Genomic DNA, 20,813 nt, shown 5'->3' with positions numbered 1-20,813 from the left:
ATTTAGCCAAGGTAAAGCATATGTAATGTGGTTATTCCCCATAAATAGGCGATAACGCAGCATCAATGCCAAACAGGCACTGCCCTTCGGGTTCTGCCTAGGGGCGATTTACTCTTTGTTGCTCAGTTTTGACTTAGCCCACTAGGTTACAAACCTCGCGCCGCGATTAAACCGCCCCTAGTTTGAACAAATTGTAATCCGCAAAGGTCAACAGACCCTAGACTAACTCATGCATGAGTGAAAGTCCGAAATTTATTTATTCACTACACACAAAAGCTAATTGCTGATTTTTATAACTCAACCGGCTTATTTCAGTATCGCAATATTGGCTTAAATCAAGCCACTGCGATATAGCAGAGCCGCGTGTTAATTTACGCTGGTAAACACGGTTTTTAATTGCGTAAGCAATGGTATTTTCATCTTTTAAGATGAAATCTTGTACTTGGTTTGGCAGTCTAAGTATATCGGTAACTTGCTTAGTTTGTGGATCAAAACGCGCTAGGTGATGCTGCCCGTGTTTACTATGGCTAAATAAAAACTCAGCCTGCGCTTTATTATAAATAAGCGTGCGACCAATATCGCTTGCTACCACCTCACCTTTTGCCGCAGCAACCGAGGTATATTGCAAAGTGTGTGGTTCGCCTAAAATAAACATCACTAAATCGTTGTTACTTCCCCAAGCGTGGTAGCCTACAGGTTCAATCCAATCAAAAATACGACTTGCAGCCAACTCGGGTGCCAACGGATATTGCCATAGCTTTTGTTTACCATCGTCTTCAACGACAATCGCCGATAAGTGCTGCCCATCCGGTGTTAAAGTGGGCGAGTATTCACTTTGTGGCGTATTAGTGACCATAGACGTTTGTTTTGATGATAAGCTGTAAAGCGCAATATCTGTTTGACTCTGGTCATTACTGATTATTTCTCGGGTATAGTATAGGCCGGTGTCGGTTAAATGGGGTTGATTGTTATAGCTCGTTTTATCACTAACAATGCTTACACGTATACCATGCGGAGTATTTAAATCGGCGAGCAAAATTTGGCTTTTAGGCATACTTGCCTGAGCAATATCTAGCGTTAAAGCATTAATTGTTATTAGCCCTAACAACGGTTTGATCAGTTTCATGCTTTCTCTCGTTTTAATTTTAAGCACCTCATGATAACGTTATTTACTGATGACGTCACTTGACCTAGCTTAGTAAGGTCTTTATAACTAACGGGTCATAAAAAAGAGAACAAACATGTCAGCTAAACACCCTATTATTGCAATCACCGGCTCATCTGGAGCAGGCACAACAACCACCACTAACGCCGTGAAGCATATTTTCCGTAGCCTTGATATCAATGCGGCATTTATCGAAGGTGATAGCTTTCATCGTTATACACGTCCTGAAATGGACAAAAAAATTCGTGAAGCACAGCAAGAAAGTAAACACATTAGCTATTTTGGCCGAGAAGCTAACGACTTTGGCGCCTTAGAAGACTTATTTACTAAATACGGTGAAACCGGCGAAGGAAAACTTCGTCGTTATTTACACACCTTTGATGAAGCCGTGCCTTATAACCAGTTACCTGGGACATTTACCCCATGGCAAGAACTTGAGCAAAATACAGATCTGATGTTTTACGAAGGTCTACATGGCGGTGTAGTTGATGAAGATCATGATGTTGCTAAACATGTTGATTTACTCATAGGCATGGTGCCTATTATTAACCTTGAATGGATCCAAAAGCTCATTCGCGACACCTCAGAACGCGGCCACTCTCGTGAAAAAGTCATGGACTCTATTGTGCGCAGTATGGATGACTACATTAATCATATAACGCCGCAATTTTCTCGTACCCATATTAACTTTCAGCGAGTCCCCACCGTTGATACTTCCAACCCATTTAGCGCTAAAGATATCCCCTCCCTTGATGAAAGCTTTGTTGTGATTCGCTTTAGGGGGATTGATGATGTTGATTTTCCGTATTATTTGCGGATGATTGAAGGCAGTTTTATGTCGCGTATAAACACCTTAGTGGTGCCTGGTGGTAAAATGGGTCTCGCGATGGAACTGGTGCTCACGCCTCTAATAAAAGATATTATTTTGAAAAAACGCGCCTTAGCAAAGTTAGCCCCGCCTGAAATTCCTATTTAGACTCTTTTTTGTGAACCCTAACTCACGTACACTGCTGATTTTAAGTATGACGAGTTTAATATGTCGCAATCAATTAAAATTATTGTTGGGTCTAAAAACCCAGTAAAAATCAATGCCGCTAAACATATTTTTGCGATGTATTTTCCTGAGCGTGTAATCGAATGTAGTGGTGTTCACGCGCCCTCAGAGGTACCCGATCAACCCTTAGGTGAAGAGCAAACCTGCTTAGGGGCACAAAATCGCGTTAATTACTGTAAAAACCACTATCAGGCAGACTACTATATGGCGATGGAAGGTGGTGCAGCGCAATTTAGCTATGGTGCGGCAACCTTTGCCTATGTAGTTATTGATAATGGCGCACAGCAAGTTACAGGCCGAAGCAGTAACTTACCCCTGCCCACTGTGTTTTATAAAGCATTGCTTCAAGGTGAAGAGCTTGGTGACGTGATGGATAAAGCTTTTAATACCACCAATATTAAACAGCAAGGGGGTGCTATTGGCTTATTAACTGATCATCATGCAACACGAGAAAGTACCTATACTCAAGCGCTGACACTCGCCATGGCGCCTTTTCTTAATCCCACTCTATATAATCAATAACGGATGTTTTAATGAAGTATAACTACGTATTATTTGATGCCGACGAAACCTTATTTAGCTTTAATGCCTTTGCTGGCCTTAAAAACATGCTAGCAACCTATGACATGGATTTTACCGAGGCAGATTATGCCCATTATCAAAACACCAATAAGTCATTATGGATTGCTTATCAAAACAACGAGATCACCTCAAGTCACTTACAAGTAACTCGTTTTAGCGAACTGGCAAATAAACTAGATGTGCCAGCTCAACAGCTCAATGATGATTTTTTATCAGCAATGGCCGAAATTTGTATGCCTTTACCCGGCGCCGTTGAATTATTAAATGCCCTTAAACCCCATGCCAAGCTGGGCATTATTACCAATGGTTTTTCTCAGTTACAAGCACGTCGCCTAGCGCATACAGGGCTGCAAGATATGTTTGACTGGTTGGTTATTTCTGAGCAAGTCGGCATTGCTAAACCTGCAAAAGAGATATTTGAGCACACCTTTAACTTAATGGGTAATCCACCGAAAGAGCAAATTTTAATGGTCGGTGATACCGCCAGTAGTGATATTCTTGGCGGTCAAAATGTGGGAATTGACACTTGTTGGCTGCAACATCCTGGCGTGAACTTGCCTGAGGGAATTAAACCAACATATCAGGTAACCCAGCTTAAACAGTTGCAAACTATATTAGGACTTTGATAATAAAAGCCTGAGTGTAATTTAGCTGTTTAGCTAATTAACAAACAAAAAAATGACGCTAATAAGCGTCATTTTTTATAACTGTATATAAGTGATTAACTAATTAGGCGTTAGCTAGCTCAAGGCCGGGTGCAGGCATCGTCACAGGCGTTTCAAAGGTTGCCCACTCCCATGCTGACTCTGTTGCCATAATTTTGCGTAGTAACTTATTATTTAAATCATGGCCTGATTTAAATGCGGTTACTTTGCCTAAAAGGTTGTGACCTGTCATAAACATGTCACCTACACAGTCTAGTATCTTATGCTTGACGAACTCGTCTGCGTAACGCAAACCGTTCGGATTTAAAACTTTAAATTCATCAAGTACCACTGCACTATCCATGCTGCCACCTAGTGCTAGGTTGTTAGCATGCATGTATTCAATGTCTTTCATAAAGCCAAAAGTACGTGCACGGCTTATCTCTTCAGTAAAGCTTTGTGCCGTAATATCTAAACCAACACGTTGGCGGCTTTCATTAATTGCAGGGTGATCGAAGGCAATTTCGAAATCGATGTGGAATCCGTCGTAAGGTTCTACTTCGGCCCATTTATCACCTTCTTCAATACGTACTTTTTCTTTAATACGAATAAAGCGTTTTGCAACATTTTGCTCTTCAATGCCGCCTTTTTGTAATAAATAAATGAATGGCAATGCACTACCATCCATTATTGGTACTTCTGAGCTATCAAGTTCAACAATTAAATTGTCGATACCCATTGCCGCAACCGCAGCAATTAAGTGCTCAGTAGTCGATAAGCGAACGCCATCTTTGTTAATTAAACAGGTACACAATTGCGTATCACCAACGGCTTCAGGTGTTGTTTCAAAATCAACAACCGGATCAAGGTCGACACGACGAAATACAATCCCAGTATTTGCGCTCGCAGGTCGGAGAGTTATTGTGACCTTCTCACCTTTATGAAGTCCAATTCCTATGGCTTTGACTACTTGTGCAATCGTACGCTGTTTAATCATAGGTTCGCTCACTTTAGTATATATTACAGTTAGACGGCGGAGTGTAGCATAAATACGGTATAACTACAATATTTGTTCACATTTCGCACAAAAGTACTGTTTTTTATTAATCTGCTTGTTTACGTAAAAAAGCAGGGATGTCGAAATAATCGCCACCTTCAGATTTATCTGTTTTCTTAGCACTGCTTGACGACGTATTCGCTGAAGAACTTGAAGAGCTCGTCGATGTGCTTTGCTCTTTTGATTCTGTTTGCGATGTCGTGGCAGGCTCTTCAGTCGTGCTTGTGCCTTGGCTTGCAAAGCTAGGTACATACATGCTGCTGCTCGTTTGCGTGCTTGAACTGGCTACATCAGAACCTGATGCTTTTTTAAAGCCATTATCTACAATACCAAACTGTGGACGACGATCGCCGCCTAAGCCAGTTGCAACAACCGTTACACGTAGCTCGTCTGTCATTTCAGGGTCGATTACCGCACCCACAACCACCGTTGCGTTTTCAGACGCTAGCGCCTTAACGTGATTACCTACGATTTCAAATTCTTCAATCGCGATATCCATGCCGGCAGTAATATTAACCAAGATACCTTTAGCACCGGTTAAATCAACGTCTTCTAGTAATGGGCTTGAAATAGCCGCTTCTGCTGCTTCTTGTGCACGATCAGGACCCGAGGCAGATGCAGTCCCCATCATGGCTGTACCCATTGCAGACATAACAGTACGTACGTCGGCGAAATCCACGTTAATTAGACCCGAGCGTGTGATTAGCTCAGCAATACCCTGTACCGCACCAAATAATACGTCATTTGCTTTAGCAAACGCATCCAGTAAAGTTGTCCCTTTACCTAATACTTTTAGTAATTTGTTATTTGGAATAGTAATTAACGAGTCCACGATTTCAGACAATTCGCTAATCCCCTGCTCTGCAGCAGCAGCACGTTTTTTACCTTCAAAATCAAATGGACGCGTTACAACTGCCACGGTTAGAATGCCCAGCTCTTTAGCAATTTTAGCCACGACTGGCGCTGCTCCGGTCCCTGTACCGCCGCCCATACCTGCCGCTATAAATACCATATCGGCGCCTTCAAGGCTGGCACGAATCGTTTCTGCGTCTTCTTCAGCCGACTGACGGCCTACTTCAGGGTTTGCACCCGCACCTAACCCAGAGGTTATTTGCGTACCTAATTGTACCGTTACATCAGCGGCTGAATTACGTAATGCTTGTGCATCCGTATTCGCTGCAATAAAACGAACACCTTCTATTTGTTGTTTTACCATGTGCTCAACTGCGTTACCGCCGCCGCCACCAACACCGATTACTTTTATTACAGCTTCTTCGCTGTGTTGTTCCATTATATCAAACATATTTACTCTCCGACTTGAGTACTAAAACTCGCCTTGAAACCATTTTGTGATGCGGTTCCACCAATTATTATTATCATCCGCTTTCGACTTTTGTGCATTCATCGACTGCATAGTACGCCCGTATTGTAACAAACCTACAGCGGTTGCGTACGATGGATCATCAACATAATCAGTTAAACCTACTACACCAATTGGTTTACCTATTCTTACTGGCATCTGAAAAATATCTTCAGCCACTTCCATTGCGCCAGTCATTTTAGCAGTTCCGCCAGTAATGACGAGACCTGCTGCAATTTGGTCTTCTAATCCTGAACGACGAATTTCTTCCATCGCCAGTTCAAATAATTCTCTAAAACGTGGCTCAACCACTTCTGATAACGTGTGCCTAGACATCAGTCTTGCTGGTCGCCCACCTACGCTTGGCACTTCAATCGTGTCTTCGCTGCTCGCCATTTGGCTACTTGCACAGGCATATTGTACTTTGAGTGACTCAGCATGTGATATAGGTGTACGAAATATTTTTGCAATATCACCGGTTACTTGGTTACCTGCCACCGGAATAACCGCCGAATGACGCAGCGCACCATTAATATAAATAGTGATATCCATGGTACCACCACCAATATCAAGCACCGCAACACCTAACTCTTTTTCGTCATCCGTCAGAACGGAATAACACGAAGCAAGCGCTGTGAATATAAGTTGGTCAACTTCAAGCCCGCAACGTTCAACACATTTTTCTATATTTTTAGCCATGTCGTTGGAGCAGGTAATAATGTGCGCGCGTGCTTCCATGCGCACACCGCTCATGCCGAGTGGGTTTTTAATCCCCTCTTGCATATCAATGCTGTACTCTTGCGGCAAAGCATGCAACATTTTGCGTTCAGCTGAAATTGGCACTGAACGAGCAATGTGTATTACATTTTCAATGTCTTCATCGGTTACTTCGGTGTTATTAATAGCCACAACACCGCTTTCGTTCTGACACTGAATATGCTTGCCAGAAATACCCAAATAAACCGAGCTAATACGACAATCAGCCATCAATTCGGCTTCATCTATAGCGCGGCGAATAGACTCAGACACTAAATTTAAATCGTTAACACCGCCTTTATCCATTCCATGAGATACTTGGCTCCCCACGCCAACAATGCTGAGCTTGTTATCTGTGGTGATTTCACCTACCGTGGCCACTACTTTAGAAGTGCCAACGTCTAATCCAATCACTAGGTTTCTTTCTGCTGACTTAGTCATGCCTTACTCTTTATTATAATTGCTGTTCTTGCAGTGGCTTATAGCTCACTGCAAGGCCGGTATCGTAGCGTAAATCAATTGCATCTATCTGTGCATCAGCACGTTTTTCTATACGTGAATAAACGTCTATAAAACGTTGTACACGTTTGGCTTTATCTTTGCGTCCTAAATTTAAACGCACACCGTTATCTAACCAAAGTTGCCACGAAAACCGCTCAGATAGCGCAAGGCTAGTGAGCGTTAATGCATTGACTTTGAGCATTTCATCAAACTGTTTAAACGCTACCCATGCTTCTTTTTCACTGCCCTCTGGCCCATATAGTTGGGGTAAAGTGGCACTTAACTTATCACTTTTTGCTTCAAACGCGTCACCGCTTTGATTAATCAGCAAGTCACTATTCCAGTGAGCAACCGCTTGATGTTCTACCACGTAAACTTGAATGGTATCAGGCCATTGCTTTCTTACCGATACCGTTGCAACCCAAGGCAGCTCTTGTACTAAATGCTGAACTTGCTTTACGTTTAGCTCAAAAAAACTGCTTAAATCTGCTTTTTTTATTGCCGCTGTTATTGCTTTTTCATCGGTGTACTTAGGGTTCCCCAGCACCGTTAAATGCTTAATTTGTGCATCTTTATTTTCAACTAACCAGTGCGAAACCCCACTGGTTATTTCAATTAACCCTATCACCACGGCTAGAAAAAAACTCACTCCAAAAATCAGCGACCAGTTAAGTTGCTGTTTTAGTTGCTGCGCTTTCTCTAAAAAGGGATGCATATTAAAGGGTTTGCTCCAAAATGCGAACAACTAATTGCTCAAAACTTGCCCCGTTGGCTTTTGCTGCCATTGGCACCAATGATTTTTCTGTCATGCCTGGTACGGTATTCACTTCTAGTAAGTAAAAATGTCCTTGTTCATCTTGCATCGCATCGACTCGTCCCCAGCCACTTGCACCTACTAAATCAAACGCATCAAGCGCCATCGCTTGTAATTTTTGAGTATCCGATGGTGATAAATCAGCAGGGCAATGATATTGCGTACTACTTGACTGATATTTAGCTTGGTAGTCATAAAATCCGTTTGGGGTGCTCATTTCAATCACAGGTTGTACTTCATCACCCAAGACCGTAATGGTAAATTCACGACCCGTGATCCACTGCTCTACCAATACTTGGCTGTCGAACTTAAATGCATTAGTGAGCGCATCTTCAAGTTCTTCTGCAGAGCTTGCTTGCGCCATACCGATACTGGAGCCCTCGTGCGATGGCTTAACCATTACCTTTTTAAATTGCGCCATAATGGCATTGGCATCAAAGCCTTTTTTAGCATCAACCACGGCATAAGGTGCGGTGCTTAAGCCTGCCGATTTAAACAAATGCTTACAACGAATTTTATCCATTGCCAGTGCCGAACCCAGAACATTACTGCCGGTATACGGCAGGTTCATAAATTCTAGAGCACCTTGTACCGTGCCGTCTTCACCACCACGCCCATGTAAAGCAATAAAAACGCGATCAACGTTTAACGAGTTTAATTCCCATAACGAACGATTTTGTGGATCAAACGCTATCGCATCAATGCCAACTTCTAACAGCGCATTTAATACCGCTTGACCAGATTTTAATGACACGTCACGCTCTGCTGAGTTTCCACCTAGCAGCACCGCTACTTTACCAAACTGGGAATTTACCTGTGTCATACTTCACCTTGCTTTAATTTTTCTATCGACATATTCGTGGCTGCTAAATTTTTAACAAGCTGACCTATGTTACCCGCACCTTGTGTGAGCACTAGGTCGTTATTTTGTAGGCAGTTGGCAAGTACGCCCGCAAGCTCTGAGCTTGAGGCTACATGTAATGGCTCTTTGCCACGCTGACGCAAACTACGGCATAAACTCTTACTATCAGCGCCAACAATCGGCTCTTCGCCAGCACTGTAAACATCGAGTAATAAAAGCTGATCAACCTCAGCCAATACCTTAACAAAATCTTCGTATAAATCGCGAGTACGCGTATAACGGTGCGGCTGATACACCATCACTAAACGCTTATCAGGCCAGCCTTCTCGTGCTGCAGTGATAGTAGCAGCCACTTCTGATGGGTGATGGCCATAGTCATCAACAAGCATCACGCTGCCGCGTTCATTTTCAAATTCACCGTAGTGCTGAAAACGACGGCCAATACCTTCAAAAGTATCTAAAGCCGCTAAAATTGCATGATTCGCAATATTTTGATCTTTAGCGACGGCAATCGCTGCGGTTGCATTAAGGGCATTATGTTTACCCGGCATATTCAGCTTGGCGGTTAAACTCTCACCTTGTTTATTAGTCACCGTAAATTGGCATGTGTTCGCTGTTTGGCTAAAGTCACTCATTCGATAATCAGCCTCGTGTGACTCACCGTAAGTGATCACTGGACGACCAAAACGGGGGATCAATTCAGCAGCAACGTCTGAATCAATGCACACCACCGCTAACCCGTAAAAAGGCAGGTTATGAATGAATTCAACATAAGTATCTTTCATTTTTTCTAAACTACCGCCGTAGGTTTCCATGTGATCTTCTTCAATATTAGTGATCACCGACACCATAGGCTGTAAATGCAAAAATGAGGCATCGCTTTCATCTGCTTCGGCGATTAAAAAGTCACTTTTACCTACCTTAGCATTGCTGCCAGCACTGTTAAGCAAACCACCAATAATAAAGGTTGGATCGAGCCCGGCTTGTGCATAAATGCTCGCAATTAAGCTGGTTGTGGTCGTTTTACCATGGGTGCCCGCAATGGCGATACCGTGGCGAAAGCGCATCAGTTCAGCTAACATTTCTGCTCGACGAACCACCGGAATACGTGCAGCTTGCGCGGCTTGAATTTCAGGGTTTGTTTTATCTATTGCACTTGAAACCACCACCACATTAGCGTCTTTTACATTATTTTCATGATGGCCAATAAATACTTCAGCACCGGCTTTAATTAAACGCTCAGTCATTGCGCTGTGAGCTATATCTGAACCGGTAATACGGTAACCTTCAAAAGCAAGTACTTCTGCAATGCCACCCATGCCTGCACCGCCTATCCCTACAAAGTGAATAGTTTCAATGCGGCGCATCGCTGGGCGTGTATATTTTTCTTTTGCTAATGTCTGTTTCACTTATGTTCTCTTATTTGTTACTTGCTCACAGTGCATCGCTACGCTTGCTGTGGCATCTAAAATAGCCTGCTGTTTTGCTTTGGCAGCCATTTTAGTTATTAATAAAGGTTCGGCTAAATAGGGGCTTAAAAGTTCAACAATACTGCGCTTATTAAATTGCCCCTGTGACATTAATAACGCCCCTTCTGCCATTACTAAATACTGTGCATTGGCTGTTTGATGATCATCAACCGCGTGTGGAAACGGCACAAATACCGCCATTTTACCCGCTGCGGCAATTTCACTTACCGTAAGCGCACCCGCACGACAAATCACAATATCTGCCCAGCTATAAGCAGTATCCATATCATCAATAAATTCAGCAACGGTCACTTGCTCATTGCCCATTTGTTGCTGCTGGTAACTTTCACTTACACTAGCAAGGTGCCCTTTACCGGTTTGATGCCAAATATTAATGGCACAAGTATCATTCAAGCGCTTAAATGCTTCTGGCAGTGTTTGGTTGAGTACTTGCGCACCTAACGAGCCACCCACAACAAGCATATTGATTGGGCTTGATACTTCCCGCTTAGGTATATCAACCACACTCTGACGCACAGGGTTACCCACCAGCTCAGCCTTTCCACTGGCAAAAGCACTAGGGAAAGCCGCTAACACGCGATTCGCAAATTTCGCTAGCCATTTATTGCTCATGCCTGCTACGGCATTTTGTTCGTGAATCACCAAAGGAATACCTAGGCTTTTTGCCGCAATACCTGTTGGGCCAGTTACATACCCCCCCATTGCTAAAACGACGTCAGGGCGTTGTTGTTTTAATACCTTACGCGCTTGCAATATTGCATTAATAACCATGAATGGCGCTTTAATAAGGCGTTTTAAACCATTCCCTCGCACGCCTTTTACATCAATAAAATCAATTTCTATGTTGTGCTTGGGCACGACACTGGCTTCCATTCTATCTGGGGTGCCTATCCAGCTAACTTGCCAACCTTGCTGTTTGAGATAATCAGCAACGGCAATCCCTGGAAAAATATGTCCACCTGTGCCCCCTGCTACAACGACTATTTTTTTACTCATCGCTTAGCTCCACCTGACGTGGCTTGTTTCGTTGCCATCTTGGTCTCAAAATCTACACGTAATAAAATACCGGTTGCTATGGTCATCATTAATAAACTTGAGCCACCATAAGAAATAAACGGCAAGGTTAATCCTTTGGTTGGCAAAATACCGGCACTGGCGCCCACATTAACCATGGTTTGAAACGCAAACCAAATACCAATTGCTAAGGCTAAGTAGCCTTCATATTCTTTGCCGTTTTTAAGCGCGTTTTGGCCAATGAGTAAAGCTCTAAATACTAAAGTACCCAGTACCATTAAAATGCTCAGCACCCCCATAAAACCTAACTCTTCAGCAATAACAGCAAAAATAAAGTCGGTGTGCGCTTCTGGTAAATATTGTAATTTTTGTACGCTGTTTCCTAGGCCTTGGCCAAACCAATCGCCTTGACTATAAGCCATTAGTGATTGCACTAATTGGTAGCCTTTGCCAAAAGGGTCATCCCAAGGTTCTAAAAAGCCAACCACACGCGCCATACGATATGGCTCTAGCACAATAAGCCCAACCACTAGCGCAATACCGGTTAAAATAAGTGCAAAAAACTGCCAAAGCTTGGCACCGGCTAAAAACAACAAACCAACCGTAGTAACAAACATCACCACCACAGTCCCTAAATCGGGCTGCATTAAAATAAGTGCTGCATAAACTGCAAATACCGCTATGGGTTTAGCAAAGCCTTTTATGTTTTCTTGAACTTCATTGCGCTTACGTACTAAGTAGCCTGCGATATAACTAAAGAAGAACAACTTAGCGAGCTCCGAGGCTTGAATATTAAACGGTCCTACGGGTATCCAGCGGGTCGAACCATTGACTTCACGTCCTACAATAAGTACCACTAATAACAGTACTAAACCGATTAGTAATAAATAGGGGTTAGCTTTTTTCCACCACGACATAGGTACTTGAGTACTAATGCAAAATAAACAAAACGATAGCCCTAAAAAAATGCCATGGCGGATAGTAAAATGATAAATATTACCAAACAGTCTATCGGCCGTCGGCATTGAAGCACTGGTTACCATAACAAAGCCCACGCCAATCAGCATTAGCATGCAATAAAGCAGTGGCACATCATAAAGCTGCGCTGAAGGTTTAGGGGTGAGAGCCTCTTTAATATCCGCAAAAGCAATCATGACTGCCCCTGCAATACACATTGCACAAAATCATCGCCGCGTTGCATATAATTGTTATACATATCAATGCTGGCACAGGCAGGTGCGAGTAAAACGGTATCGCCCGATTTACTTAATTGCTTTGCAAGCGTCACAGCCTCAGACATATTATTGGTTAAATGACCTTTAGCACTCAGTGCCACTAAATCTTTGGCATCTTTACCAAAACAAATCAGCGCTTTTACATGCTTTTCAATATAAGGCTTTAACACCTCTAAATCCGCGCCTTTTGCATCACCACCAGCAATAACGACTAGGTTTTCGTGCTTACCCGCTAAACTATCTATTGCCGCCACTGTTGCGCCTACGTTGGTGGCTTTAGAGTCGTTAAAGTATTTAACGCCATTAAACTCACCCACAAACTGACAACGGTGCGCTAAGCCATTAAATTGAGATAATGCGGTTTTGTAATGCGCCTTAGTAATTGTAAATGGGCTGAGTAACGCCATCACTGCCAAGGTATTTAAATAGTTATGCTTACCCACAACGGCTAAAGTACTTACTGGTAAATAAGCTTCGTCCTTTACCATAAAGTGCGCTTCGTTATTGTGCTGTGCTAAGTGGTAATTGCCTTGTGTTTCACCAAAACTCAGTTGTGGTGCTAACGTGCGACTCACAGGGTGTGTTTGTATGTCATCAGCATTAATCACTATGTGTTCAGCACCATTATAAATACTTAGTTTTGAATCTATATAGGATTGGTAACTATCATAACGATCGAGATGATCTTCTGAAATATTAAGCACGGTTGCACTAGTCGTTTTTAGGCTGCGTGTGGTATCAAGCTGAAAACTTGATAGCTCCAATACAAATACATCAAAGTCACCGTCAAGTAAATCCAGTACCGCTGTGCCAATGTTGCCACCGAGTGCCACCTTGTAACCTGCGGTTTTTAATACTTCGTAGGCAAGTGTTACTACGGTTGATTTACCATTAGAGCCGGTTACAGCAACGACTGGTTTGCTATTAATGCGCGCAAATAACTCAACATCACCAATCACTTCAACGCCTGCGTTAATTGCCTTAACAATTGCTGGTGTTTTTAAGCTCAGCCCAGGACTAATAATAATCATATCGCAAGCACTGAGCGCCGCATTTTCTAGGTCACCAAAGTGAGTTTTTAATTGAGGTGCGTGCTGATTGAGCCAATCAACACCTGGCGGATTCTCTCTGCTATCGACCACATAAGGCTGTATTGATTGAGATAATAAAAAACGCACAATGCCCAGACCGGTTACACCGAGTCCGAGCACTGTTATGTGTTTATTTTTTATCTCGTTTAAATACTGCATTTATCGGATCTTTAATGTCGCAAGGCCAGCGAGTACCAGCACAATAGAAATTATCCAAAAGCGCACAATAACGCGTGGCTCCGGCCAACCTTTAAGTTCGTAATGGTGATGAATAGGCGCCATTCTAAAAATGCGTTGCCCACGTAATTTGTAAGAGCCAACTTGTAAAATTACCGATAGCGCTTCCATTACAAACACGCCCCCCATAATAATCAGTAACAGCTCTTGGCGAACAAGTACGGCAATAATCCCCAATGCACCACCCAGTGCTAATGAGCCTACATCGCCCATAAATACTTGCGCCGGATACGTGTTAAACCATAAAAAACCTAACCCAGCCCCTACAATAGCGGTACATACCACAACCAACTCACTCGCCAGTGGTAGATGCGGAATATGCAAATAAGCCGAAAAATTAATATTACCCGTTAAGTAAGCAATAATGGCCAGTGCTGCAGCCACTAAAATAGTAGGTACAATGGCTAAACCGTCTAGACCGTCGGTTAAATTAACCGCGTTTGACGTGCCCACCAACGCAAAGTAGGTGATCACGATATAAAACAGCCCCAGCTGTGGCAGTACATCTTTAAAAAATGGCACTACCAGTGACGTTTCAGTTGCTTGTGTGCTGCTCATGTAAAGCGCAGTGGCTACAACCAGTGCAATTACCGATTGCCAAAAGTATTTCCACTTTGCAATAAGTCCTTTTGGATCTTTACGGATCACCTTACGGTAATCATCAATAAAGCCCACAATACCTAATGAGCCAATTACAAATAAAGTGGCCCATACGTATTTATTAGACAAGTCTGCCCATAATAATGTGCTGGTAAAAATAGCCCCTAAAATAAGTAAGCCACCCATGGTCGGCGTACCCGATTTAGATAGGTGCGATTGCGGACCATCATCACGTACTGTTTGCCCTATTTGCATGCGTTGCAGCGCACGAATTAACTTAGGACCAAAATACAACGACATCATCAATGCGGTTAAAATACCTAAAATGGCACGCAGGGTTAAATACGAAAAAACATTAAAGCCACTATAATATTGAGTTAAATACTCAGCCAGCCAAACTAACATGATGATACTCCATTGATGGCTTGTTGCTGGCCATTAACTAAATCGGTTACTAAAAGCTCCATGCGAGAACTGCGTGATCCTTTCACGACAAGGGTAATTTTTTTATCTACTTTGCTAATGCTGTTTTGAATTTGCTGCAGCATTTGCTCACGATTAGAGAAATGGCGATTTGGCAGCCCAAATACATCACTGGCACATTTACTTAATACTCCGAGTGTAAATAACTCATCAATGCCTTGCGCTAATGCGTATTCACCGACTTCTTGATGATATTTACGGGCATCTTCGCCAAGTTCACCCATATCACCGAGTGCCAAAATACGATGACCTTGAATATCACTAAGTAAATCAATCGCGGCTTTCACCGACTTTACGTTGGCATTGTATGTATCATCGATAATGGTGAGTGAATCACTGGCTTCAATTAGGTTAACCCGTCCTTTAACTTCACCCATGGTCGCTAACGCGCTGGCAATGTCCTTAAGTGACACGTCAAACTCACTGGTTAACGCCGCAGCAATAAGCGCGTTACTAATATTGTGTTTACCTGGCAGTGCTAACTTAACCGGCACACTGTGTTGCTTGGTGCACAAAGTAAAGCTTGCGCGAGCTTGTGCATCTAGGCTGATGTCTTCAGCCCAAATATCGAGCTTTTCACTACTCGAAAAACATTTAATATTGCGCGTTGCTAACTTATCAAGCCAATATTGACTAAAGTCACTATCGCAATTGACGATGGCGATGCCATCCTCTTTTAATCCGTCGTAAATTTCACCTTTTGCTTGTGCCACACCTTGCAGGCTACCAAAGCCTTCCAAGTGGGCAGCAGCAACATTACATACCACAGCTACATCCGGTTTGGTCATCGCGGTGGTGTACGCAATTTCACCTATGTGGTTAGCGCCTAATTCAATAACCGCAAAGCGATGTTGTGGCTCTAATCTGAGTAAAGTTAACGGTACGCCAATGTCGTTGTTAAAATTACCTTTAGTGGCTAATACATCCCCTTTACTTGATAAAATAGCGGCACACATTTCTTTAACTGTTGTTTTACCTACACTGCCAGTAATAGCGATAGTTTTAGGTGCAACTTGCGCCATCACTGCTGTACCAATTGTGCCTAATGCAATACGGGTATCGGCAACTACAAATTGAGCAATATCGGTATCAACAGCGTGATCGACAATCACGCCTATAGCGCCTTTTTGTTTTGCTTGTTCAATAAATTTATGGCCATCAAAATTTGGGCCCTTAAGCGCCAAAAACACTTCACCATCACACAAAGTACGGGTGTCGGTGTTTATATTTATCACCTTGCGATTATCACCTTGATAATCGGTTGCTAGCACATTAGCTAGCCAATCAAAATCCATTGGGATCATGCTTGAGACCCTCTTACTGCTTTTTTTAATTGTTGTTGTACAAATTGGCGGTCGCAAAAATCGATGCGTGTATCGCCTATAATTTGATAGTCTTCATGCCCTTTACCGGCAATTAAAATAACCTCACCGGCTTTTGCGTTATCTATAGCAAATTGTATCGCGGCACCGCGTTCGGCCTCTAAATGAGCGTTTTCTGGATGCTCTAATCCCGCAGCTACATCATTAATAATGTCATTAGGGTCTTCAGAGCGTGGGTTATCACTGGTAATGATCACTTTGTCTGCAAACTGCTCAGCAGCTTGTGCCATTAGTACACGCTTTCCTTTATCTCTGTCGCCGCCACAACCAAACACACAACTCACTCCACCTGGTACATGTTGCTGCAGCGCTTGTAACGCTAAAGCCAACGCATCTGGCGTATGCGCGTAATCAACAACGCAAGTAGGCATACTTGGCGCTGTAAATGCTTGCATCCTGCCGGCTACCGGCTGTAAATACTCACATCCTGCTACTAACTGTGTTAATGGATAGCCTAGCGCTAATAGCGTTGCTAACGCAGCCGTTAGATTATAAAGGTTAAATTCACCAAACAGCGGTGATTTTATGGCAACATCACCCCAGCTAGTAGTTAATTGCGCCGAAATACCGGTTGCTAAATACTGAACATCTGAAAAATATACAAACTGTGAATTTTTAGGGGCTAAGTTTTTACGGCCATAACAAATAAGACTATTAAAGCTGTATTTTTCAATCCATTGTTCTGCTTGTCCGTCATCCTGATTAAGAATGACATGGTCAGCATCAAAATCACGAAACAGCATCAATTTAGCATCACCATAGCTTTGCATATCGCCATGGTAATCTAAGTGATCGCGCGACAAGTTAGTAAAAACCGCCGCTTTAAAATGACACTGATCAACACGGTGCTGTACCAAACCATGCGATGACACTTCCATAGCAACCAATTGGTGTTGCTCATTTTTTAAGTCGCTTAAAATACGCTGTAAATCGACTGCTGAAGGCGTAGTATTTTGCAGTGGTGTTAAGTTATCTGGATGGCCATAACCTAAGGTACCAATAATAGCGGCTTGGGTATGACAAAATTGCGCTAAATGAGCAATCATTGCTGTGGTAGTCGATTTACCATTGGTGCCCGTTACGCCAACTAAATCTAAGTGCTTGCTCGGTTGTTGATAAAATTGACTCGCCAATACAGGCAGTTTCTTATTCAATTCTGAGACTAAATAAAGCGGCTCAAAATCACTTTCAAATTCACACAGTCTGTCGGCAATAATTGCACTGGCACCATTTTCAATTGCTTTACTAATAAAGTGCCCACCATCTAACTGGTGCCCTTTTATCGCCACAAACACATCACCTGGTTTTACATCGCGGCTATCTAAACGCAGCTCGTTTACCATTAAATGTGCTGCATCTATTTCTAAATGTTTTAAAATTGTGTGTAAATCACGCACCATCATCTTTGCCCTTCACGTATGCCACCGAGTCTTTGTCTGGGGCAACGTTTAAAATTCTTAATGAATTAGAGATTATTTCGGCAAACGCTGGACCTGCTGTTGCGCCGCCATAATAAACATCTCCACCGGGCTCGTTGATTAATACCACAACGGCTAATCGCGGGTTACTGGCAGGGGCAATGCCCGCAAAATAACCTACATATTCGTCACCATAGCCCCCTGCGGCGGCTTTTTTAGAGGTGCCTGTTTTACCAGCAGCGCGGTAACCATCCACTTTAACACGGCGTGCGGTACCGCCTTCTTCAAATACGCTTTCCATCATATGGACAACGGCTTCAACATCTTCTTGTTGAAAGACACGCTCACCTTCAGGTATAGAATCTTGCTTTAGTACAGTAAGCGGACGATTAACTCCGCCTGCCCCTAACATGGCGTAAAAACGTGCCATTTGCGCGGTACTCACGGCAATATTGTAACCAAACGAGAGCGCTGCAATTTCATGATCTGACCAACGGCGATTAGGGTAAAATAAGCCACTACTTTCGCCTACCATGCCAGTACCACTATCACTGCCAAACCCCACTTTTTGATACAGGCCCACAAAGTACTCTTTGGGTACTGTTTGGCTTATTTTGGTTACTCCCATATTACTGGAGTATTTTAAAATTTCGCGCAGCGTCATTTCGCCATGATTACGGGTATCTTGTACTAAGCTGCCCCCTAAGCGCATCCAGCCTGGGTAGGTATCAACTTTGTCATCCGGTTGGATTGTGCCGTAGTCTAATCCAGCTAAAATGGCTAGAGGCTTAACAGTTGAGCCGGGTTCAAACAAATCGGTAATAGCGCGGTTACGACGTTTATGAGGAGCCGCCCCGCTTAAGTTGTTAGGATTAAATGATGGGCTATTGACCATGGCCAAGACTTCACCGGTTTTAACATCTACTACCATGGCAGAACCTGAGGTCGCTTTATAAGTTAATACCGCTGATTTAACTGCTTTATAAGCAATGGCTTGAATTCGCTGATCAATACTTAGCTGAATGCTTTCAGGCTCTACTCGCTCGCGTTCATCAAGCACTTCAACTTCACGCCCTTGCGCATCTTTGCGAATGGTACGGCGACCTTCTTCACCGGTTAACGCGTTTTCATAAAGCTTTTCTATGCCCTCAATGCCTTTACCATCAATATTGGTAAACCCAATAACATGCGCACTTACTTCACCAGCAGGGTAATAACGTTTTGATTCATCTAATAAATGAATACCAGGTAGGCGTAAATCACCGATGTAATTAGCCACAGCGGGAGTCACTTGGCGTTTTAAATACACAAAGCGACGAGTAGGATCATCAAGTAATCGCGTGTTAATTTTACTAGGCTCAATGCGCAACACATCAGCCAATTCACGCCAGCGTAAATCATTTTTATAATACAGGGCGGTACGCTTATTTAACTCAGCAACATTTTCACGAAGCGTTTGCTGATCTTCACCGTTTTTGCGTGCTTGCCTAAGTACTTTACTAACCAGTGATTTATGCAGGGCTTTAGGATCTGCATACACGCTTACCACAGGCACACTAACGGCAAGCTCTTTACCGTTACGATCGAAAATCATCCCGCGTTGCACATGCAGTTTTTCAATCCGTACCGTACGTTTATCGCTTTCAGAGCGCGCTTTATCCGGTTCAATTACTTGCAAGTACGCAGCACGCGATACCAAGGTCACAAACACTAAAAAAATCACCGCGCACACTAAAATAAAGCGCCATGCGATTAGGTTATTGACTGGTTTTTTGCCTCGCATTCTCATTGTAATATAATTACCTGCTCATCTTGGCTGGTTGGCCGCTTCATTTCGAGTTGTGACGTTGCCACTTCTTCAATGCGCGCATGTTGTGAATAAAACTCTTCTTCAACTAAAAAATAACGCCATTCTAAATCCAATTCGTCACGCTCTTGGAGCAACGAATCTTGCTCAATTAATTGCGCTCGAGAGAGATGAGTTACTTGCACCACACTCAAGCTTGATGCGAATATCACAACCAACAAGGCCAAGGTGATCTTGTTCGCACCTAGGCCTTTAATTATTTCAAGAAATAAATTGGGTTGGCGATAGCTCGCTTTTTTACTCATCCCAACCTCTGTGCAATCCTTAGTACTGAGCTACGAGAGCGTGGATTGCGAGCCACTTCATCAGCACTTGGTTTAATAGCTTTACCCACTGCTTTTAACGTCAGGTTTTTATTTATTTGTGCGTCGGTTAAAGGCAGACCTCTGGGTATCGCTTCTCCCTTACTCTGTTTTTTAATAAATTGTTTTACAATGCGATCTTCTAAAGAGTGAAAAGAAATAACAACTAAGCGACCACCCGGCTTAAGAACTTTAATCGCCGCTTGTAATGCCGTTTGAATTTCCTCTAATTCGCTATTGATATAAATACGAATAGCCTGGAAAGTCCGCGTTGCAGGGTGTTTAAACTTATCTTTCACCGGTACGGCTTCATCAACTAAATCTGCGAGCTGCTTAGTGGTAGTGATTGGCGTGTGTTCACGCACTTCTAAAATTTTGTGCGCAATGCGCTTACCAAATTTTTCTTCACCTAGCTTTTTGATCACATGAGTAATGTCATCTAATTCAGCCTCAGCTAACCACTGCGCTGCGCTGCGACCTGTACTTGGATCCATTCTCATATCGAGCGGACCATCTTTCATAAAGCTAAAGCCACGCGCTGCGTCATCTAGCTGCGGCGACGACACACCAATATCAAGTAAAATGCCATCAACCTGACCAATAAGATCGTTTTGCTCAGCTACCTCGTATAACTTTGAAAAACGAGAATGAGCAATTGAAAAACGTGGATCATCAGCAAACTTTTCAGCAGACTTTATCGCTTGTGGATCTTGGTCAATGGCCTGCAAACGACCGCTTTCACCTAAGCGCGCTAATATTTGCCCTGAATGTCCGCCACGTCCAAAGGTACCATCCATGTATATGCCGTCGGGCTTAATTGCAAGTGCATCTATGGTTTCGTCCATTAATACGGATACGTGTTCAAATTGCGCTGTCATTAGCTGTTATTTGCCTTTTAT

General features: G+C 43.1%; 19 protein-coding genes. 3 read left to right on the top strand and 16 right to left on the bottom strand.

What is annotated here, in order from left to right:
- Positions 1–256 precede the first annotated feature (256 nt).
- Positions 257–1,126, bottom strand: a complete 870-nt coding sequence (locus ND6B_RS00940) for a hypothetical protein (protein WP_033104338.1) — start codon at positions 1,124–1,126, stop codon at positions 257–259.
- 115 nt (positions 1,127–1,241) lie between these two features.
- On the opposite strand from ND6B_RS00940, the gene ND6B_RS00945 reads away from it, so the two are divergent.
- From ND6B_RS00945 to yjjG, 3 genes are read left to right on the top strand one after another with little or no spacing between them, the layout of a single operon-like run.
- Positions 1,242–2,141 carry a phosphoribulokinase gene (locus ND6B_RS00945; RefSeq protein WP_008114793.1) on the top strand — a complete coding sequence of 300 codons (900 nt, stop codon included), beginning with the start codon at positions 1,242–1,244 and terminating at the stop codon, positions 2,139–2,141.
- A 60-nt stretch (positions 2,142–2,201) separates the two neighbouring features.
- The gene (gene yjjX / locus ND6B_RS00950; RefSeq protein ID WP_033104337.1) at positions 2,202–2,741 is read left to right on the top strand and encodes an inosine/xanthosine triphosphatase; all 540 of its coding nucleotides are present in this window, start codon (positions 2,202–2,204) and stop codon (positions 2,739–2,741) included.
- Positions 2,742–2,752: 11 nt separating this feature from the next.
- Entirely contained in the window at positions 2,753–3,427 is a 675-nt protein-coding gene (gene yjjG / locus ND6B_RS00955) for a pyrimidine 5'-nucleotidase (protein WP_013464063.1), read from the top strand.
- Between the two features lie 103 nt (positions 3,428–3,530).
- Here yjjG and lpxC read toward each other — a convergent pair whose 3' ends face one another.
- The 15 genes from lpxC to rsmH all read right to left on the bottom strand — a co-directional run bounded on the left by lpxC (position 3,531) and on the right by rsmH (position 20,792).
- Positions 3,531–4,442, bottom strand: coding sequence for a UDP-3-O-acyl-N-acetylglucosamine deacetylase (gene lpxC / locus ND6B_RS00960; protein ID WP_013464062.1), 912 nt, complete (start codon positions 4,440–4,442; stop codon positions 3,531–3,533).
- Between the two features lie 106 nt (positions 4,443–4,548).
- Entirely contained in the window at positions 4,549–5,805 is a 1,257-nt protein-coding gene (gene ftsZ, locus ND6B_RS00965) for a cell division protein FtsZ (protein ID WP_013464061.1), read from the bottom strand.
- A gap of 21 nt (positions 5,806–5,826) precedes the next feature.
- Positions 5,827–7,059 (bottom strand): cell division protein FtsA, encoded by a 1,233-nt coding sequence (ftsA, locus tag ND6B_RS00970; RefSeq protein WP_013464060.1) that lies wholly within the window; start codon positions 7,057–7,059, stop codon positions 5,827–5,829.
- 13 nt (positions 7,060–7,072) lie between these two features.
- The gene (locus ND6B_RS00975; protein WP_013464059.1) at positions 7,073–7,834 is read right to left on the bottom strand and encodes a cell division protein FtsQ/DivIB; all 762 of its coding nucleotides are present in this window, start codon (positions 7,832–7,834) and stop codon (positions 7,073–7,075) included.
- Position 7,835: 1 nt separating this feature from the next.
- Positions 7,836–8,756 (bottom strand): D-alanine--D-alanine ligase, encoded by a 921-nt coding sequence (locus tag ND6B_RS00980; RefSeq protein ID WP_033104336.1) that lies wholly within the window; start codon positions 8,754–8,756, stop codon positions 7,836–7,838.
- Positions 8,753–10,162 carry a UDP-N-acetylmuramate--L-alanine ligase gene (murC, locus tag ND6B_RS00985; protein WP_216712925.1) on the bottom strand — a complete coding sequence of 470 codons (1,410 nt, stop codon included), beginning with the start codon at positions 10,160–10,162 and terminating at the stop codon, positions 8,753–8,755. The genes ND6B_RS00980 and murC overlap by 4 nt, the downstream gene beginning before the upstream one ends.
- Positions 10,163–10,204: 42 nt before the next feature.
- A complete protein-coding gene (gene murG / locus ND6B_RS00990; protein ID WP_033104335.1) occupies positions 10,205–11,281 on the bottom strand; it encodes an undecaprenyldiphospho-muramoylpentapeptide beta-N-acetylglucosaminyltransferase in 1,077 nt (358 codons plus the stop codon).
- The gene (gene ftsW, locus ND6B_RS00995) at positions 11,278–12,453 is read right to left on the bottom strand and encodes a cell division protein FtsW (RefSeq protein ID WP_008465286.1); all 1,176 of its coding nucleotides are present in this window, start codon (positions 12,451–12,453) and stop codon (positions 11,278–11,280) included. The genes murG and ftsW overlap by 4 nt, the downstream gene beginning before the upstream one ends.
- On the bottom strand, positions 12,450–13,784 hold the full coding sequence (murD, locus tag ND6B_RS01000; RefSeq protein WP_033104334.1) for a UDP-N-acetylmuramoyl-L-alanine--D-glutamate ligase: 1,335 nt from the start codon (positions 13,782–13,784) through the stop codon (positions 12,450–12,452). The genes ftsW and murD overlap by 4 nt, the downstream gene beginning before the upstream one ends.
- Positions 13,785–14,867, bottom strand: a complete 1,083-nt coding sequence (gene mraY, locus ND6B_RS01005; RefSeq protein ID WP_008110692.1) for a phospho-N-acetylmuramoyl-pentapeptide-transferase — start codon at positions 14,865–14,867, stop codon at positions 13,785–13,787. It lies immediately after the preceding gene.
- Positions 14,861–16,249: a UDP-N-acetylmuramoyl-tripeptide--D-alanyl-D-alanine ligase gene (locus ND6B_RS01010; protein ID WP_008465281.1), complete on the bottom strand. Its 1,389-nt coding sequence runs from the start codon at positions 16,247–16,249 to the stop codon at positions 14,861–14,863. The genes mraY and ND6B_RS01010 overlap by 7 nt, the downstream gene beginning before the upstream one ends.
- Positions 16,246–17,724 carry a UDP-N-acetylmuramoyl-L-alanyl-D-glutamate--2,6-diaminopimelate ligase gene (gene murE / locus ND6B_RS01015; protein WP_033104354.1) on the bottom strand — a complete coding sequence of 493 codons (1,479 nt, stop codon included), beginning with the start codon at positions 17,722–17,724 and terminating at the stop codon, positions 16,246–16,248. The genes ND6B_RS01010 and murE overlap by 4 nt, the downstream gene beginning before the upstream one ends.
- On the bottom strand, positions 17,717–19,534 hold the full coding sequence (locus ND6B_RS01020; protein ID WP_013464053.1) for a peptidoglycan glycosyltransferase FtsI: 1,818 nt from the start codon (positions 19,532–19,534) through the stop codon (positions 17,717–17,719). The genes murE and ND6B_RS01020 overlap by 8 nt, the downstream gene beginning before the upstream one ends.
- Complete coding sequence (ftsL, locus tag ND6B_RS01025) at positions 19,531–19,857, bottom strand: cell division protein FtsL (protein WP_008110697.1); 327 nt, start codon at positions 19,855–19,857, stop codon at positions 19,531–19,533. The genes ND6B_RS01020 and ftsL overlap by 4 nt, the downstream gene beginning before the upstream one ends.
- Positions 19,854–20,792, bottom strand: coding sequence for a 16S rRNA (cytosine(1402)-N(4))-methyltransferase RsmH (rsmH, locus tag ND6B_RS01030; protein WP_008110698.1), 939 nt, complete (start codon positions 20,790–20,792; stop codon positions 19,854–19,856). The genes ftsL and rsmH overlap by 4 nt, the downstream gene beginning before the upstream one ends.
- Positions 20,793–20,813 lie beyond the last annotated feature (21 nt).

This window comes from Pseudoalteromonas sp. ND6B, assembly GCF_000764215.1.
In the GTDB taxonomy this organism is placed as follows: domain Bacteria; phylum Pseudomonadota; class Gammaproteobacteria; order Enterobacterales; family Alteromonadaceae; genus Pseudoalteromonas; species Pseudoalteromonas tetraodonis.
Note: the sequence above shows the minus strand (reverse complement) of the source record. Positions and strands in the feature narration are given on the sequence as shown.

Excerpts from the sequence above, each read along its gene's own strand:
- ND6B_RS00940 (WP_033104338.1), bottom strand. The coding sequence starts at position 1,126 with ATGAAACTGATCAAACCGTTGTTAGGGCTAATAACAATTAATGCTTTA.
- ND6B_RS00945 (WP_008114793.1), top strand. The coding sequence starts at position 1,242 with ATGTCAGCTAAACACCCTATTATTGCAATCACCGGCTCATCTGGAGCA.
- yjjX (WP_033104337.1), top strand. The coding sequence starts at position 2,202 with ATGTCGCAATCAATTAAAATTATTGTTGGGTCTAAAAACCCAGTAAAA.
- yjjG (WP_013464063.1), top strand. The coding sequence starts at position 2,753 with ATGAAGTATAACTACGTATTATTTGATGCCGACGAAACCTTATTTAGC.
- lpxC (WP_013464062.1), bottom strand. The coding sequence starts at position 4,442 with ATGATTAAACAGCGTACGATTGCACAAGTAGTCAAAGCCATAGGAATT.
- ftsZ (WP_013464061.1), bottom strand. The coding sequence starts at position 5,805 with ATGTTTGATATAATGGAACAACACAGCGAAGAAGCTGTAATAAAAGTA.
- ftsA (WP_013464060.1), bottom strand. The coding sequence starts at position 7,059 with ATGACTAAGTCAGCAGAAAGAAACCTAGTGATTGGATTAGACGTTGGC.
- ND6B_RS00975 (WP_013464059.1), bottom strand. The coding sequence starts at position 7,834 with ATGCATCCCTTTTTAGAGAAAGCGCAGCAACTAAAACAGCAACTTAAC.
- ND6B_RS00980 (WP_033104336.1), bottom strand. The coding sequence starts at position 8,756 with ATGACACAGGTAAATTCCCAGTTTGGTAAAGTAGCGGTGCTGCTAGGT.
- murC (WP_216712925.1), bottom strand. The coding sequence starts at position 10,162 with ATGCGCCGCATTGAAACTATTCACTTTGTAGGGATAGGCGGTGCAGGC.
- murG (WP_033104335.1), bottom strand. The coding sequence starts at position 11,281 with ATGAGTAAAAAAATAGTCGTTGTAGCAGGGGGCACAGGTGGACATATT.
- ftsW (WP_008465286.1), bottom strand. The coding sequence starts at position 12,453 with ATGATTGCTTTTGCGGATATTAAAGAGGCTCTCACCCCTAAACCTTCA.
- murD (WP_033104334.1), bottom strand. The coding sequence starts at position 13,784 with ATGCAGTATTTAAACGAGATAAAAAATAAACACATAACAGTGCTCGGA.
- mraY (WP_008110692.1), bottom strand. The coding sequence starts at position 14,867 with ATGTTAGTTTGGCTGGCTGAGTATTTAACTCAATATTATAGTGGCTTT.
- ND6B_RS01010 (WP_008465281.1), bottom strand. The coding sequence starts at position 16,249 with ATGATCCCAATGGATTTTGATTGGCTAGCTAATGTGCTAGCAACCGAT.
- ND6B_RS01020 (WP_013464053.1), bottom strand. The coding sequence starts at position 19,534 with ATGAGAATGCGAGGCAAAAAACCAGTCAATAACCTAATCGCATGGCGC.
- ftsL (WP_008110697.1), bottom strand. The coding sequence starts at position 19,857 with ATGAGTAAAAAAGCGAGCTATCGCCAACCCAATTTATTTCTTGAAATA.
- rsmH (WP_008110698.1), bottom strand. The coding sequence starts at position 20,792 with ATGACAGCGCAATTTGAACACGTATCCGTATTAATGGACGAAACCATA.